The organism is Paenibacillus curdlanolyticus YK9 (assembly GCF_000179615.1).
GTDB classification, from domain to species: Bacteria; Bacillota; Bacilli; order Paenibacillales; family Paenibacillaceae; genus Paenibacillus_T; species Paenibacillus_T curdlanolyticus.
Genome location: NZ_AEDD01000008.1, coordinates 217,387 through 230,885 on the forward strand (window position 1 = coordinate 217,387; position 13,499 = coordinate 230,885).

Annotated in this window: 19 protein-coding genes; 16 read left to right on the forward strand and 3 right to left on the reverse strand. The window is 50.1% G+C overall.

Going from position 1 to position 13,499, the window contains the following annotated elements; genetic code table 11:
* Positions 1–8 precede the first annotated feature (8 nt).
* Genes PAECUDRAFT_RS15815 through PAECUDRAFT_RS15870 form a run of 13 tightly spaced genes read left to right on the forward strand, consistent with a single transcriptional unit; the run spans position 9 to position 10,233 of the window.
* Positions 9–455, forward strand: coding sequence for a phage tail tube protein (locus tag PAECUDRAFT_RS15815; RefSeq protein WP_006039117.1), 447 nt, complete (start codon positions 9–11; stop codon positions 453–455).
* Positions 456–487: 32 nt separating this feature from the next.
* Positions 488–805: a hypothetical protein gene (locus PAECUDRAFT_RS15820; RefSeq protein ID WP_006039118.1), complete on the forward strand. Its 318-nt coding sequence runs from the start codon at positions 488–490 to the stop codon at positions 803–805.
* Positions 756–1,151 carry a Gp15 family bacteriophage protein gene (locus PAECUDRAFT_RS15825; RefSeq protein WP_006039119.1) on the forward strand — a complete coding sequence of 132 codons (396 nt, stop codon included), beginning with the start codon at positions 756–758 and terminating at the stop codon, positions 1,149–1,151. The genes PAECUDRAFT_RS15820 and PAECUDRAFT_RS15825 overlap by 50 nt, the downstream gene beginning before the upstream one ends.
* A complete protein-coding gene (locus tag PAECUDRAFT_RS15830; RefSeq protein ID WP_006039120.1) occupies positions 1,138–3,699 on the forward strand; it encodes a hypothetical protein in 2,562 nt (853 codons plus the stop codon). The genes PAECUDRAFT_RS15825 and PAECUDRAFT_RS15830 overlap by 14 nt, the downstream gene beginning before the upstream one ends.
* Positions 3,700–3,711: 12 nt before the next feature.
* Positions 3,712–4,071, forward strand: a complete 360-nt coding sequence (locus PAECUDRAFT_RS15835) for a DUF6711 family protein (RefSeq protein WP_006039121.1) — start codon at positions 3,712–3,714, stop codon at positions 4,069–4,071.
* A 3-nt stretch (positions 4,072–4,074) separates the two neighbouring features.
* Positions 4,075–6,063 carry a polymer-forming cytoskeletal protein gene (locus PAECUDRAFT_RS15840; protein WP_006039122.1) on the forward strand — a complete coding sequence of 663 codons (1,989 nt, stop codon included), beginning with the start codon at positions 4,075–4,077 and terminating at the stop codon, positions 6,061–6,063.
* 57 nt (positions 6,064–6,120) lie between these two features.
* Positions 6,121–6,651 carry a hypothetical protein gene (locus PAECUDRAFT_RS24800; RefSeq protein ID WP_006039123.1) on the forward strand — a complete coding sequence of 177 codons (531 nt, stop codon included), beginning with the start codon at positions 6,121–6,123 and terminating at the stop codon, positions 6,649–6,651.
* Positions 6,652–6,710: 59 nt separating this feature from the next.
* Positions 6,711–6,899, forward strand: a complete 189-nt coding sequence (locus PAECUDRAFT_RS15850) for a hypothetical protein (protein WP_006039124.1) — start codon at positions 6,711–6,713, stop codon at positions 6,897–6,899.
* The gene (locus PAECUDRAFT_RS15855; RefSeq protein WP_006039125.1) at positions 6,892–8,565 is read left to right on the forward strand and encodes a hypothetical protein; all 1,674 of its coding nucleotides are present in this window, start codon (positions 6,892–6,894) and stop codon (positions 8,563–8,565) included. The genes PAECUDRAFT_RS15850 and PAECUDRAFT_RS15855 overlap by 8 nt, the downstream gene beginning before the upstream one ends.
* 24 nt (positions 8,566–8,589) lie before the next feature.
* A complete protein-coding gene (locus PAECUDRAFT_RS15860; RefSeq protein ID WP_006039126.1) occupies positions 8,590–8,838 on the forward strand; it encodes a hypothetical protein in 249 nt (82 codons plus the stop codon).
* Between the two features lie 3 nt (positions 8,839–8,841).
* Positions 8,842–8,988, forward strand: coding sequence for a hypothetical protein (locus PAECUDRAFT_RS26140; RefSeq protein WP_006039127.1), 147 nt, complete (start codon positions 8,842–8,844; stop codon positions 8,986–8,988).
* 35 nt (positions 8,989–9,023) lie between these two features.
* The gene (locus tag PAECUDRAFT_RS15865; protein WP_050794369.1) at positions 9,024–9,494 is read left to right on the forward strand and encodes a phage holin family protein; all 471 of its coding nucleotides are present in this window, start codon (positions 9,024–9,026) and stop codon (positions 9,492–9,494) included.
* Entirely contained in the window at positions 9,466–10,233 is a 768-nt protein-coding gene (locus PAECUDRAFT_RS15870; protein ID WP_006039129.1) for a M15 family metallopeptidase, read from the forward strand. The genes PAECUDRAFT_RS15865 and PAECUDRAFT_RS15870 overlap by 29 nt, the downstream gene beginning before the upstream one ends.
* Here PAECUDRAFT_RS15870 and PAECUDRAFT_RS15875 read toward each other — a convergent pair.
* Positions 10,230–10,640: a hypothetical protein gene (locus PAECUDRAFT_RS15875; protein WP_006039130.1), complete on the reverse strand. Its 411-nt coding sequence runs from the start codon at positions 10,638–10,640 to the stop codon at positions 10,230–10,232. The genes PAECUDRAFT_RS15870 and PAECUDRAFT_RS15875 overlap by 4 nt on opposite strands.
* Before the next feature lie 506 nt (positions 10,641–11,146).
* Complete coding sequence (locus tag PAECUDRAFT_RS26590) at positions 11,147–11,272, reverse strand: hypothetical protein (RefSeq protein ID WP_267879182.1); 126 nt, start codon at positions 11,270–11,272, stop codon at positions 11,147–11,149.
* A 139-nt stretch (positions 11,273–11,411) separates the two neighbouring features.
* Here PAECUDRAFT_RS26590 and PAECUDRAFT_RS15880 point away from each other — a divergent pair, with 139 nt between their 5' ends.
* The 3 genes from PAECUDRAFT_RS15880 to PAECUDRAFT_RS15885 all read left to right on the forward strand — a co-directional run bounded on the left by PAECUDRAFT_RS15880 (position 11,412) and on the right by PAECUDRAFT_RS15885 (position 12,115).
* Positions 11,412–11,630: a helix-turn-helix domain-containing protein gene (locus tag PAECUDRAFT_RS15880; RefSeq protein WP_006039132.1), complete on the forward strand. Its 219-nt coding sequence runs from the start codon at positions 11,412–11,414 to the stop codon at positions 11,628–11,630.
* Positions 11,631–11,694: 64 nt separating this feature from the next.
* Entirely contained in the window at positions 11,695–11,886 is a 192-nt protein-coding gene (locus tag PAECUDRAFT_RS24805; protein WP_050794370.1) for a hypothetical protein, read from the forward strand.
* Positions 11,876–12,115 carry a hypothetical protein gene (locus PAECUDRAFT_RS15885; protein ID WP_006039134.1) on the forward strand — a complete coding sequence of 80 codons (240 nt, stop codon included), beginning with the start codon at positions 11,876–11,878 and terminating at the stop codon, positions 12,113–12,115. Before PAECUDRAFT_RS24805 ends, PAECUDRAFT_RS15885 begins: the two co-directional genes overlap by 11 nt.
* 285 nt (positions 12,116–12,400) lie before the next feature.
* Here PAECUDRAFT_RS15885 and PAECUDRAFT_RS15890 read toward each other — a convergent pair whose 3' ends face one another.
* A complete protein-coding gene (locus PAECUDRAFT_RS15890) occupies positions 12,401–13,480 on the reverse strand; it encodes an HD-GYP domain-containing protein (protein WP_006039135.1) in 1,080 nt (359 codons plus the stop codon).
* Positions 13,481–13,499: the final 19 nt, after the last annotated feature.

Sequence of the window (13,499 nt, forward strand, 5' to 3'; positions counted from 1 at the left end):
GGATCGGATTGGCGAACACAGGTGTTTTTCCTGTTCACAATAATATCTTCAAAATCGGAATCAACGGCCGCGCTTCTGTGGCGCCTGCTGACATGGCCACAATCAAGGATCTGGAAAACTTTGCCCCATCGATCGATGGCAATACCGAAGAATGGTACGCGATGGATCAGGCGGGATGGGTACGCCGGGCAGTTACGGGCAAGGCGCTGACTATCAGCTTTAGCGGTAAGCGGCACTACGGCGATCCGGGCAACGACTACATTGCCGGGCTGATGCTTGGCACAGGCCAAGAGGTCGAGACGGTACTGGAGTGGACGATGCCGAGCGGCGCGAAATTGAAGATGGATTGCGTCATCAACGTAACGACGCCAGCGGGCGGCGATAGCACTAATATTGACGGTCTGGAGTTCGAACTGCTGAGCGACGGCAAGCCGACATTCACACCAGGGCCGTAACTGCGGTCACCATAACCAAGGAGGAATAATCAATGTCCAAAACTATTAATCTATCGGATAAATTCAGCAAGGAGCAACCATCAATTCAAATTGGCAATACGGTGTATCCCGTTAATGCCGGCATTCAAGCTGTGTTGGCATTTCAGGAAGCAGCGACGGGGGGCTTGAATGGTATTCTCGGCGCTTTGAAGGTGGCGCTAGGCGACCAAGCCTACGACGAAATCGGCGTTGAGAATTTGAGCTTTGCGAATATCCAAGTTCTTTCCACGGGCATTTTGGCTGCGCAGACGGGCATTTCGTATGACGAAGCAGCAGCCCGATTTCGCCGGGCAGGGCAGGTCGGCCAATAGTTGGTACGATTTGCACGATGATTGGTCGTTGATTGAGGCGAGCATTGCCAAGCAATACGGCATTCGTATTCGTCAGCACGGCGAAATGCCCTGGGAGGAGTTTGTCACGCTCGTCGCCGGGCTTATGCCGGATACACCGCTGGGTAGCGTCGTTGGCATCCGAGCTGAGACGGACCCCAAGACGATCAAATCGTTTACGGCTGACCAACGGCGTATTCATCGCGAGTGGCGTCAGCGCAACGCCGAACTTAAGCTTGATGATCCCGCGCAGCTCGAACAGGCGATGAAGAATCTAGAAGCAGTTATGGCTCGGATGTTTGGAGGTGAGGGAGGTGTCAGCAGGTAGCGCGGGGGATATAATCCTCGATCTCGGGCTTAACTTCGGTGAGTTCAACCGGCAGCTTAGTGGGATCGCGGGCATAGCAGGCGGATTAGTAAGTAAAGCATTCATGGGCCTCGGCGGGGTAATCGCCGGGGCCTTTGCTGTGCATGGGATTGTCCAATTTGGGCGCGAAGCAATCAACCTCGCCTCCGATCTGGCCGAGGTGCAGAACGTGGTTAATGTCACATTCGGTAGCATGGCTGCCGACATTGATGCTTTTTCTAAGAGTGCGTTGGAGTCCTATGGTCTGGGGGAGCTATCAGCCAAACGTTATGCATCGACGATGGGGGCTATGCTCAAATCATCGGGATTAGCTGGCGAGTCTGTAAAAAAGCTGTCGCTTAACATGACCACTCTGTCTGCGGACATGGCATCGTTCTATAACCTTTCGACCGATATGGCCTTTGACAAGATCAGGTCGGGTATCGCGGGTGAGACTGAGCCGTTGATGCAATTGGGTATCAATATGAACGTTGCGAACCTAGAGGCGTACGCGCTATCTCAAGGCATTACAAAGAGCTGGCAGGCGATGAGTCAGGCTGAACAGGTCCTGCTCCGCTACAACTACTTGCTTAGTGTAACGGGGGATGCCCAAGGTGACTTTGCCCGCAACGGGCAGAGCTGGGCCAACCAGACGCGCGTGCTGACTGAACAGTGGAAAATCTTTCAGGGCACCATGGGCGCGGGCTTCATTAACATTCTAACGCCAGTTGTTAAAGGGCTGAACTGGCTGATTGCCAAGCTGCAGATAGCGGCACAGTACTTCAAAGCATTTACGGAGCTTATCTTTGGCAATGCGATGGGTAACTCCCTGAGCGGTTTAACCGCGTCCACTGAGGCTGCGGCTACGGGAATGGGCGATGTAGGGACGGCAGCAGGCGGCGCGGGCAAGAAGATCAGGAAGGCAGGCAAGGAAGTCAAAGGGGCTCTGGCCGGCTTTGACCAGCTCAATACGTTGGCGATCAGCACAGCGGACGCGATGGACGACGCGGGCGATAGTGCGGGCGGCGTAGCTGATATGGGCATTGGCGGAATGGACTTCGGGAGTATGGGCCCGATCACTCCAACGATTGATACTGATACCATCACATCGCAGGTGCAGGGCTTCATTAACAACGTTAAGTCGATGATCGGCGGACTAGCATCCGTCTTTGCCCCGATCGGCACCACGCTGTATAACGCATTTGTGCCGGTATTAACGGAAGCATGGGGCAAGATCGCGCCGGTGCTGGCGCAATGGAAGACGCAAATAGGCATTGTCTTTGCTGACATTATTTCGCTTGGTGAGCCGTTGAAAAACTGGATTATGACTGGCCTTATTCCATTTTGGCAAACATCACTCGAAGTGCTTGGTACAGTCGTGAGCGGCCAACTCGATTCCTTGCTGATGGTGTTCACAACGTTTTGGGTAAGCGTATTTCCAATCCTCCAAAACTTTGTGACCGAGGGCTTGCCTGTCATGACGAGTTTTATGACCGGCGTGATCGAGATCTATGGAAAATTGTTTGAAACAGTGAAACAGATTTTTGATGACATTTGGAGCGACGCGGTCGATCCGGCCATGAAGCTGGTTTCCAAGATCATTACAGATACGCTCAATATCATTTATGATTTTTGGAACACATGGGGCACGAAAATCGTTAGTGGCCTGAAGAGCTCGCTCGATAGTGTCAAATCACTTTGGGGCAGCCTTTGGGAAAAATTCTTGAAACCAATTGTTCAGGGACTGTTAAACGAGTTGAGCTGGCTTTGGGAAAAGCATCTGAAAGGTTTGATAACGGAAGTTACGAATTTTGTCGGTAAATTGCTGACAGCTGCATCGGATATTTACACCAAATTCGTCGCGCCGATCATCAAGTATTTAATCGACAATTTAGGGCCGACGTTTGCTAACTTCGTAACTGCAGCAGGGGATGTTATCGGAACGTTTCTCGGGACAGTTATGGATATAGCTGCAGGGATCATTAAAGCGCTTGGCGGTATTGTCGACTTCATTGCTGGCACGTTGACGGGGGATTGGAAAAAGGCTTGGGGCGGAATCAAGACATTTATGCAGGGCATTGCGGATGCAATCGTAGGAATCATGAAAGGCGCCGTTAACCAGGTCATTGACGCATTCAACTTTATGATCAGGCAGTTGAACACGATCAGCATTGATATGCCTGATTGGGTACCTGGCGTGGGTGGGGAGTCATTCGGGGTCAGTATCCCAGAAATCCCTAAGCTGGCGAAAGGCGGCTTGGCTTATGGCCCGACGCTTGCTATGGTCGGGGATAACAGAGGCGCTTCGGTCGATCCGGAGGTTGTCAGTCCGCTGTCCAAGCTGCAGGATATGATCGGGTCTAATAATGCGCCTGTAGTCGATGCGCTGCAGGAAGTGAAGCGGCTGCTGCAGATCATCGCGGCGAAGGACCCTACGTTCAAGGTGGGGGAAACGGAATTCGGGCGTGCGGCGGCGCGCGCCATTAACAGTGCACAACGGCAATCACAGAGCCCATTACTGTCACTGTAGAGAGGTGAGAGCATGCAGTTAAAAATTAACGGTCTTCCGATCGCGGAATATCCTTCACAATTCACAGTCACAACGCTTGACCTCGATGATGCCGAATCGTCTGTCCGGACAGCAGATGGACATCTTAATCGAGATAGGATTGCTATAAAGCGCCAGATAGAAATGTCATGGGGGCTGGTTACTTGGGCGAAAACTTCCGCGATTTTAAAAGCGATGGAACCTGCTTTTTTTGAAATGACATACCCCGATCCCCGGGCTGGCGATTACGTCACAAAAACGTTTTACGCAGGGAATAAACCCGCGCTGGTTGCTGTCGCCAAGGGGAGTGAAATACTGTGGAGTGGATTAAAAGTAACGCTAACGGAGCAATAGCCTATGTATCCAATATCTAATGTATTTGCAGGCTACCTTCGTCGAAGGGATCGTGAATTTGTTGTTCGCGCTGCGGTCGGTGGCGAGATATACGAGAGCGCCGACATCGTAGAGTTCGAGGTGGAAAATAGTTTAACGCTCGGCGAACAGTTCGAAATCGGCACGGCATGCCTGTCGAAGCTGACCATTACGCTGCGCTTACAGGGCGACGTACCTTCCAATGCGCGGATCGTCCCATTCCTAGCGCTTAACACGGCGGGATTGACGTGGATGGATGCTGTCTTTCCATGGGAGGATGCGAATATCGCGTGGGAGGGCGGCCCTACCGATTGGCTGCCGCTGGGCGAGTTTTACGTGGACAGCCGCGAGCGGACAGGTGATGTGTGGAAGTTTACTTGTTACGACAAGCTCGTTTGGGCCGATACGCCGTACCTGTCTTCGCTCTCTTACCCAACATCTATGCAGGCGGTATGGGATGAGATATGCGGGCAGCTCGGGTACAGCTACGATAGCAGCGTTGTGATCAATCCCGCGTACCAATTACAGGCTGGTCCGGTCGGCTACAGTATGCGTCAAGTGATGGGCTATATCGCCGCGGCCAATGCGGCCAGTGTGTTCGCGGGTAAGGACGGGGTGCTCCGCTTTAAACGGTTCAGCGCGGCAGCAGCTCCGGTGTTCGATATGACCACAGCGGATTATGTGCGAGTGAAGGAGACAAATCCGGTCCGGACGTTTTCGCGCGTGGTCGTCACCTATGATACCGAGGACAAGCTGACCTATGAGGCGGGCGTGGGCGACGAAGCGAGTACGCTTTACGTCGAGATCCCGTTCGCGACGCAGGCGATGACGGACGCGCTACATGCCACGCTGGACGGCTTCAGCTATATGCCGATCGATATGGACGCGCGGGGCTTCCCACAGCTCGATCAGGGCGACGTCTTCAGCTTCGAGCAATATGTTGGCCACAGCTGGGAAGGTACGCTTACGCCATGGCAGGATACGCTCACGCCGTGGAACGGAATCGTCGTTTACCAGACGATTATTCTGCACCAAGTCATGAGCTTTAAGGGCGGCTTGAAGATGCGGATCGAGGCGCGATCCACGTCCGACCAGCAATCCGAGTTTCCAGTCGAGGGCAGCTTGACCAAACGGGTGAATCAGATTAGCCAGTCCGCCGTTAAGTACGACAAGCCCTATTATGGCGTGACGAACTCGCGCACATCAGGAATCGTCGTACAGCGCGAGGATGGCAAGAGCAAGCTGACGCTTAACAGCGATGTGATGGACTGGCAGGTCGATGGTAGCAGCGCGCTTCATTATGATGCGATAGCCAACCGGCTAAAGTTTACGGGCACACTCGAAGGTGTGGATGGGAAGTTCTCCGGCACGGTCGAAGGTGGTCGGTTTATCGGCGGCGAGATTCAGATCGGCAGCAGCTTTTCGGTCAACAATGCGGGCCATATGCGCGCGGTCGGCGCGGAGTTCTCCGGCGACATTTCCGCTTCGGTTATTACGGGCGGGGCGATTAACGGTACGACGATTACTGGCTCGTTGATTCAAACATCAACGGCCTATCCTCGCGCGGCGATGAGCAGCACAGACAGAATGTTCTCAGTGTGGGCCTCTGCAAGTAATAGTATCCACATGAAATCGTACGGGTTCCCGGCTGCGGGCGCTAGTCTTGATTTTGTGGACGGCAGTCAGAATGCAAGTATTTCTCTCGGAGGATCGTCCGGCTTGTATTTCTATGGAAGCGACGGGCTTACTTTTGAAGCAGACAATATCCGTTTAAGTGGGTACAATGCCGTATACGTAATAGACTGGGCTCAGTTAAAGAATGCACAAACAGATGTTTCGATGGCAAGTGAACTATCGCTTAAAGCGAATCTGTCAGAAGCAGGGTATAATCTTACTTTCGATTCAACCTCCAGAAATTTGAAGATGTATAGTAAATCCGGCGTACTCCTAGCACAGGTAAATATTCCAAAATAATTCTTTCGTTGTGAGACTGCCTCGCCGATAATAGATATAACGAAGGGAGCGAGAGCTTTGAAGAAGTTTATATCTGGAGTTATCGTTGGGGCTGTCTTGTTTGCTGGAGGATCAGTTTTTGCTGATAGTGTTGGTTTGGTAGGGAAAAAGGTATCGGGAACATATACCATCGAGAGAGATGGAAAAAAAGTAGCCGATGCCGCTATTATTGATGGATCCGCATATGCTCCGGTAAGAGCTGTAGCCCAAGCGGCTGGCACGAGCTTAAAGGTGGAGGGCAAAAAGATAATCATGGGTACTGAAACGACATCTGTTGAAGTTGAAATTAGTAGAATTAATTTGGAGATAAGTAATGTTCAGAAAGCCATCGAAAACAAACAGGGCGGGATTAAGCTTTACGAGACTGACATCATCCCGCGAGCTGAGCAGATGGCGAAAAACACAGTCGGTACTGATCAGGAAGCACAGTATGCTGAATGGTTAGCAAAAAGGCAGACTGAGCTCGCAAACCTCAAGCAGGAGCTAGCAGACCTGGAGGCTGAGCTGGCTGATCTTAACAAGCAGCTCGCAGCGCTTCAAGCCAAATAGTTTATTCCGAAGTCCCGCCATCGCGGGGCTTTTTATTTTGGGAAAAGGAGAGGATTCCTTTGGCACAAGTACAGCCGGTCATTAAATGCGAGCTGGATCCGACAAGGCCGGTACCGGAGATATGCGCGGTCATTATGGCCGTGATCCCTTATCATCCCGGACAAGAAGACGAAATCCTGCTCGGCGTGCAGGAGGCTATTCAGCGCCGTAGGGATGCGCTAGCGAAAGGAGCTAACAAAGATGACTAATCGATACCTCACCCTGCTCGGGCCGAGCAGGATTAGCGATACGTACAACGATATCAATTTAGCGTTCGACGGCATACAGGGTGATTTCGACAACCATGTGGCCAATAACAGCGGAGCGCACGGGGCAACATCGGCAGCTACGGCTAACCGTCTAATGCAGCGGGATGCTCAGGGCAGGGCAAAGGTAGCGGCGCCGAATGCATCCGATGACATTGCCCGCAAGGCGGAGGTCGATGCTGCAATTACTGCAGCGGCGATGGATGCTTCAAGCAAGATGGCCAGCGTGCATGCCGATCTCGATGCACATACTGGCAATGCTGACATTCATACGAGCGCAGTTGAGAAAACCAAGCTGGCGGGCATTGCAGCCGGTGCCGAGGTTAACCAGAACGCATTTTCGAAAATCGGCGTGACAGGCCAACCCGACATTGTCGCTGGTAGCAAGACTGATACCGTATCAATTAAAGGCGGTACGGGCATCACGGTATCGACGAACGCCACCTCGAAAGAAGTCACGATTACTGCAACCGGCACATCAACGCCGGGTGCGCATGCTGCCAGCCACATCACTGGCGGTTCGGATGTTATTCCGGACGCTGTATCTGGTGGAGCATCCGGACTTTTTAGCGGGGTCGATAAAGCCAAGCTGGACGGCATGGCATCCGGTCCTGACTCCACGACGGATGTCATGATTGGTGATCGTACAGCGAATCCGGCTTTGGTGCCAACTGGGCTTACAGGCAAGCTGACGCAATGGCTGTCGTGGTTTACGAACCGGATTAAGGCGATTACCGGTATGACCAATTGGTGGGACGATCCGCCAGCAACGTTATCGTCGCTGAATACAAATAAGGCGCCGCTGAATTCCCCAGCGCTGACAGGTACGCCTACAACTCCTACAGCAGCTGTAGGAACCAGCACGACGCAGATTGCCTCGGCTCAATTGGTTAAAGCATCGGTTGATGCACATGTAGCGGCTGCCGATCCTCATACCCAGTACGCTCCAAAAGCCTCTCCCTCATTCACGGGAGTTGTATCGTCGCAATCAACAGCGACGCTAGGCTCTAACGCAGGGGACACCGTGGAATTGAGAAAAGAGATAGGATCAGTCAACGGTAATGTATCAGGGCTCATAACGAGGATTCGCCGTGCTATTGCCGGGACTGGATGGGTTAATGCCGATGTTGATATATTGCGTCGAACGGATTCAACGGATCAGCAGCGAATCTCATTTCGCGGGGACGGTGGTATGTCCATCGTCGGTACGGCTGGTGGCACATTGGATTTGGAGAATAACCACCTTCACGTTAAAAACGGTAATATTTACGTCATGGGAGTGGAGCAAGCCAGAACAAAGGTCAACAACGGTGCATTGGAGTTTTGGGACGGTACACAGTACAAGGGGGCGGGAGGATTGAAGAACGTTCAGCGAGGTTATACGAATTTAACTTGGTCCAGTGGCGTGGTAGTTGGGAATATCACGGTCTCGGCGGTCAATTTAAGTAAGTCTTTTGTTAATGCTACGTTTACTGCTCCTGGCGGCAGTGGTTCTCCAACTATGACAGCAAGGATGACGAGTACTACCAATTTGGAAATTCAAGTTATGCAGTATGCATCGTCAGCAGGAAACATTAACATAGCATGGGAAGTAGTGGAGTTCTTCTAATATAGGATATAGGAGGGGTACGGAATGTTTAAATACGCGCAAATTGAAAGCAATGGAAGATGCTTCACCGTTTCGTATTTATCTGGAGAAGCCGATTCAGAATCAATGCTGCTTCTGAACAGCGAAGATGACGTGCGGGTGGGCGATGTGTGGGATGGAGAGACGTGGATTCGTCCTGAACCTGTTCCTTCGGAGCCTGAGAACGTTAGTTTGGCAGAACGGATTGCGTTACTGGAATCAGCGCTAGATGAACTTCTATTGGGGGGTATGTAATCGGTGGCTAACTATCTGGCACAGCGTATCATTGATGGCGCTTATACGTACGATTATGTAGCATCCAAGAGGCCTGACCTGTTGCCTGGCATTGATGCCTACCTGACTGATAAAGGTCAGGCTGATTTAATTACAAGCGGCTCCGCATAATGCGGGGCCTTTTAATTTGGGAGGGAGACAAAGCGATGATCAAAGAATACGCTTCTACAATTTATACAGCAGCGGTAGGTTCGAGCGGTAAGGAGGCGGCGGCCGGAGGCATTGTAGCTGCGGCGGGCATCGTTATTAGCGACTTGTTAGGAGGCTGGGACAAAGCTTTACAGGTATTGCTTTGGCTGATGGTGTTTGATTATGTAACCGGCGTATTGGGTGCATTTAAAACAAAGACTGTCAATAGCGATGTAATGTTTTGGGGCGGTGTCCGCAAGGCAACGCTCCTGTTTGTTGTTGGTCTGGCGACGCTGCTTGACGATTGGTTACAGCCCGGCGCACCCATCTTCAGGACGGCTGCTATTTACTTTTACATTGGTCGGGAGGCTCTGTCCTTAGTCGAGAACACGGGAGTGTTGGGTGTCCCGTGGCCGACCGCCATTAAAGACAAGCTGGAGCAGCTGGGAGGGAACAACGATGCTAACATTGGATCAGGTAAAAAATAAATCAGCTGCACGGCTCATTGGGCTGCATCCGGTCGTTCAGCAGGCGACTGTGCGGTTGATCGAGCTAGCTTATCAGGCAGGCGTGCCGATCGTCATCACTCAAGGTCTGCGTACATTTGCCGAGCAGGATGCACTATACGCGCAAGGACGTACCAAGCCCGGTCAAATCGTTACCAATGCGCGCGGCGGCTATAGTAACCATAATTTCGGCGTGGCAATCGATTTCGCGCTGCTGATGCCGGATGGCCGCAGCGTCACATGGGACATGACACGTGATGGAGACGGTGACAAGCGGGCAGACTGGGCAGAGGTCGCCGATATTGCCAAGCGCTTGGGATTTTCATGGGGCGGCGATTGGACGAGTTTTAAGGACTATCCCCATTTTGATATGACATTCGGCTTATCGACTGCCGATTTCCGCGCGGGCAAACAGCCGTCACAGGCAGCGCAGGCGGCTGCTCTAGCCATTATCAACAAGGAGGGGGAAGATAGAATGAATGCACAGGATAAAGCGGCAATTGAGGCGTTGCAAGCGGCTGTTGCCAAGCAAGAGAAGACAATCGAGGCGCAGGCGGCGAGAATCAAAACATTGGAAGAATACCGCAGCATGCCTGCACCTGAATGGGCCAAGTCCACTGTAGCCGCTGCGGTAAAAGCGAAGCTGATTGATACACCTAATGGCGGAAGTTACGATTTTTATAGATTACTTACAATACTTCAAAGAAAAAAATTGATTTAGCCCTTCCTCGTTTCTAGGATTTTATCAATAATTTCAACTATTAATTGATAGTTTTCGAGTTTACTTTTAGTGCTTCTATAATAATACGAAATGTAAAAGAGAAGTATTGCTAGTAGAGTCGTTAGTCCAAAAGTAAATACGAGATATGCGTTAGCATTCGCCTGGATGTTTCGCGAGTAGAAATTATTTATTAATGCTACAACAAGAGTGATCCAGCCTAAAAACGCCGTTACCCAAACTGCAAAAAGCGCAGGTTGCTTCAGTTTTTCCATTGATGATTTATAATAGGACTTTAAAGCCCACAGCTCATCATCATCCCATACGTTATAGCGTTCTCGAAGCTTTTTTGTTTTTGATATTGCTTTCTTTTCCCCGTTAGTTGTGGGCCACGATAGTTTTTGAAACATGGTATATATCATTCTCCTTAATTTTGGAATGATAATATTATCGGATACATTGTAGATAGGGATTACATTTTGAAACCCGCCAGCAGAAGCCTGGCGGGTGTTGTCATTTTATGAATTTAGTAATTCCTTAACCGATAGTGTTTTCTTCTTACCATAATGTCGCTTCTCCAGTACATGGATCGCAGCGACAAGCGCTTTACAGTCCTCGTATGACCAACAATGAGTTAACCTTTTAAAGCCACCGTTGCCTTCCTTCCATTCAACACGCAACTGATTTAAGCACTCATCCAAATGAGACCGAATAGCAATTATGACTCGACGCACACAATCACCTCTTGCCTTTATTGCGCTTTATTAGAGTAAATATAGTTACGGACAATGCTGCAACTGTAATGAGTACGGTTAACGTTAACATAGTGTCCCCTCCATTGAAAAATAGGATGGCGAAGTTTATAATTGGGAGTAAGCAGGGCTGCTAGCTCGCCCTACTTACCAATCGAATGGTGTTACTCTTTCGGATGCTGATCGTTGCCGCGATCAGCATCTTTTCTTTTCTGAACCATCATCCAAGCATTAATGAGTGCAATTGCTAGATTTGTAATGGCCGTAATAAGCATAATCCCTTCGCCCAATTTCCTTCGCCTCCTTTCTGCTTCCGACTCGTTTAACGTGTCATCCACAACTTAAATATATCATGATACGTTTAACGTGTCAATACAATTTGACACATTTAACGTATCAATTTATATTTGGTTCATAGGAGGGGTTGCGGTGATTAAATCAAATCTGAAACAGCTAATCGACGGCAGAGGACTATCCGTCAGACAGGTGGCAAAGGATATAGAATATCGGCTGGGCTCTGTGCAGGATTTGTACAATGATACGACGGAGAGGTTCCCTCGCGAACTACTGGATAAATTGTGTAGGTATTTCGAATGTTCAATTGCGGACTTGTTAACGTATGAAGAGGCTGGCGAAACTAAAAATTAGCCACTTGTTAAGCGAACGCCTGTTCTTATATAATGAGAACATACATTCGTGTGAGGTGATCGCGATGCAGGAGTATATCGGAAAGCTCGTGCAGCTCATTTACGTCGACCGTAAACAACAGGTTAGTATCCGTGACGTTCGTGTTCTGGCCGTTAAGGATGGTAAGCTTAAGGCTTATTGCTTGGCCTCAAAAGCGCCGCGTATCTTTCACGTCGACGGCATTGTTGACATGGAGCTGATTCGTCGTGCTGGATGATACAGCGCGTAAAGTGCTGCGGATTTTGTTTAACTCATATAGACAGGAATGGTCGCGGATCGATCTCAAGCGACTGCGGCATTTGTCAGGTCGTTCCAAGGAGCTGACCGATCAAGCGTTGAGGGAGCTGCTTAAGGAAGGATTCATTGAGCATCAAAATGGATTGGTGCGTGTGATCAATGGATGGGAGCAGCCTGTGAAGACAATATCGAGACAATGGATTGATTAATATAGGATTAAATGGTAATATGTTGATGAGAGCCATGGGAAAGCATCCCTGGCTCTTTTTTTGTTTTCCTCTGATACCGTTTGTGATACCGATATTCGCGAAAGGCGAGTAAAAAGACGAAAATTATGTTGCGTCAAATGAGTTTCTTCCTATTATAATGCAGTTTTGTTTTAGTGGTTCGTCCCCCTATAGTCGAGATGGAAGGCTCGATCGGTTAGTCTTCATCGCGAAATAACGAAATCCCCGTGCCAGCAGGCACGGGGATTTTTTCTAATGCTACATAATTTAAAGGAAAATTTCTTCCACATCCAGCTTGCGTTCGATCGTTAAATCGATAAAGCGGTCTTGAATCTGGATAAGTGGGCGGAAAAACTCAGTTGGATGCGTCATCACGATAACGCCCTTCTGACCGTCGCTCAGAAGCGCTTGCTTTCCGATAAAGTTCGGAATCATGTGCTTGATGAAGGTTTGGGTCGTCTCCGCATCGAGCTCGGAGAAGCTCATGCGATACAGCTCGCGTAATACATGAAGCAGATCCCGTCTTTCGCGATAGACACGCATGGAGATCATTGCGCTATACACGTCGACTACGGCTACGATTTTGGCAACAGGATGGATTTGATCGCCTATTAGCCCCAGAGGATAACCTGTGCCGTTCATACGCTCGTGATGCTGTGCGGCGACAAGCGCTGCAACCTCGTTTTCCATCGACTGTTGAATAATTTCAAAGCCGTAGTCCGGGTGGCGCTTAATCTCTGCGAATTCTTCATCGGTAAGCCGGCCAGGCTTATTCAAGATGTCTTCCTTGATCCGGCATTTGCCGATATCGTGCAAGAAGCCGGCTTGTCCGATTTCAACTGCCTCCTCTTCGCTGTAGCCCATCCAAGATGCCAGGTAGAAGGACAGCATACCGACTTGTACGGAGTGCTGGTACGTGTAGTCGTCTTTGGTGTTCAGCAGGAGAAGCATGGACACGACATCACGTTCCATTCGGAAGTTATCAACGAGCGGCTGGAATGTTGCTTGAACAGCGGCTTCGTTAATCGTACCTTCTTTGAATGCCGTTTCAAATAATGTTCTACAACCTTTTATAGTATCCTCATAAATCGGCTGTACGGTAGGCATCCACTTGGGGCTCATCCCTGATTCTAGTGTGCGATTCGTGTTGGTTGGTTCGGACGGTTTTGCCATTTCCGCATCGGCGCGAAGGTCAATTTCAACGTAATCAATTTGATGCTGGAACAACATTGAGATTTCTTTGCCCTGAAGAGTCGTTCCCTTCGATAGGACATGGAGGCCGAAGTCGTTGAACGCATCGGCATTAAGCCGATCTCCGTTCTTCAAATCGGTAACGTGTACCCGCATGTTGACACCTCTGCATAAG

Bases quoted from the DNA above. Each gene is read 5' to 3' on its own strand.
- PAECUDRAFT_RS15820 (WP_006039118.1), top strand. From the start codon at position 488: ATGTCCAAAACTATTAATCTATCGGATAAATTCAGCAAGGAGCAACCA.
- PAECUDRAFT_RS15825 (WP_006039119.1), top strand. From the start codon at position 756: ATGACGAAGCAGCAGCCCGATTTCGCCGGGCAGGGCAGGTCGGCCAAT.
- PAECUDRAFT_RS15835 (WP_006039121.1), top strand. From the start codon at position 3,712: ATGCAGTTAAAAATTAACGGTCTTCCGATCGCGGAATATCCTTCACAA.
- PAECUDRAFT_RS15840 (WP_006039122.1), top strand. From the start codon at position 4,075: ATGTATCCAATATCTAATGTATTTGCAGGCTACCTTCGTCGAAGGGAT.
- PAECUDRAFT_RS15855 (WP_006039125.1), top strand. From the start codon at position 6,892: ATGACTAATCGATACCTCACCCTGCTCGGGCCGAGCAGGATTAGCGAT.
- PAECUDRAFT_RS15860 (WP_006039126.1), top strand. From the start codon at position 8,590: ATGTTTAAATACGCGCAAATTGAAAGCAATGGAAGATGCTTCACCGTT.
- PAECUDRAFT_RS15865 (WP_050794369.1), top strand. From the start codon at position 9,024: ATGATCAAAGAATACGCTTCTACAATTTATACAGCAGCGGTAGGTTCG.
- PAECUDRAFT_RS15870 (WP_006039129.1), top strand. From the start codon at position 9,466: ATGCTAACATTGGATCAGGTAAAAAATAAATCAGCTGCACGGCTCATT.
- PAECUDRAFT_RS15875 (WP_006039130.1), bottom strand. From the start codon at position 10,640: ATGTTTCAAAAACTATCGTGGCCCACAACTAACGGGGAAAAGAAAGCA.
- PAECUDRAFT_RS24805 (WP_050794370.1), top strand. From the start codon at position 11,695: ATGCAGGAGTATATCGGAAAGCTCGTGCAGCTCATTTACGTCGACCGT.
- PAECUDRAFT_RS15890 (WP_006039135.1), bottom strand. From the start codon at position 13,480: ATGCGGGTACACGTTACCGATTTGAAGAACGGAGATCGGCTTAATGCC.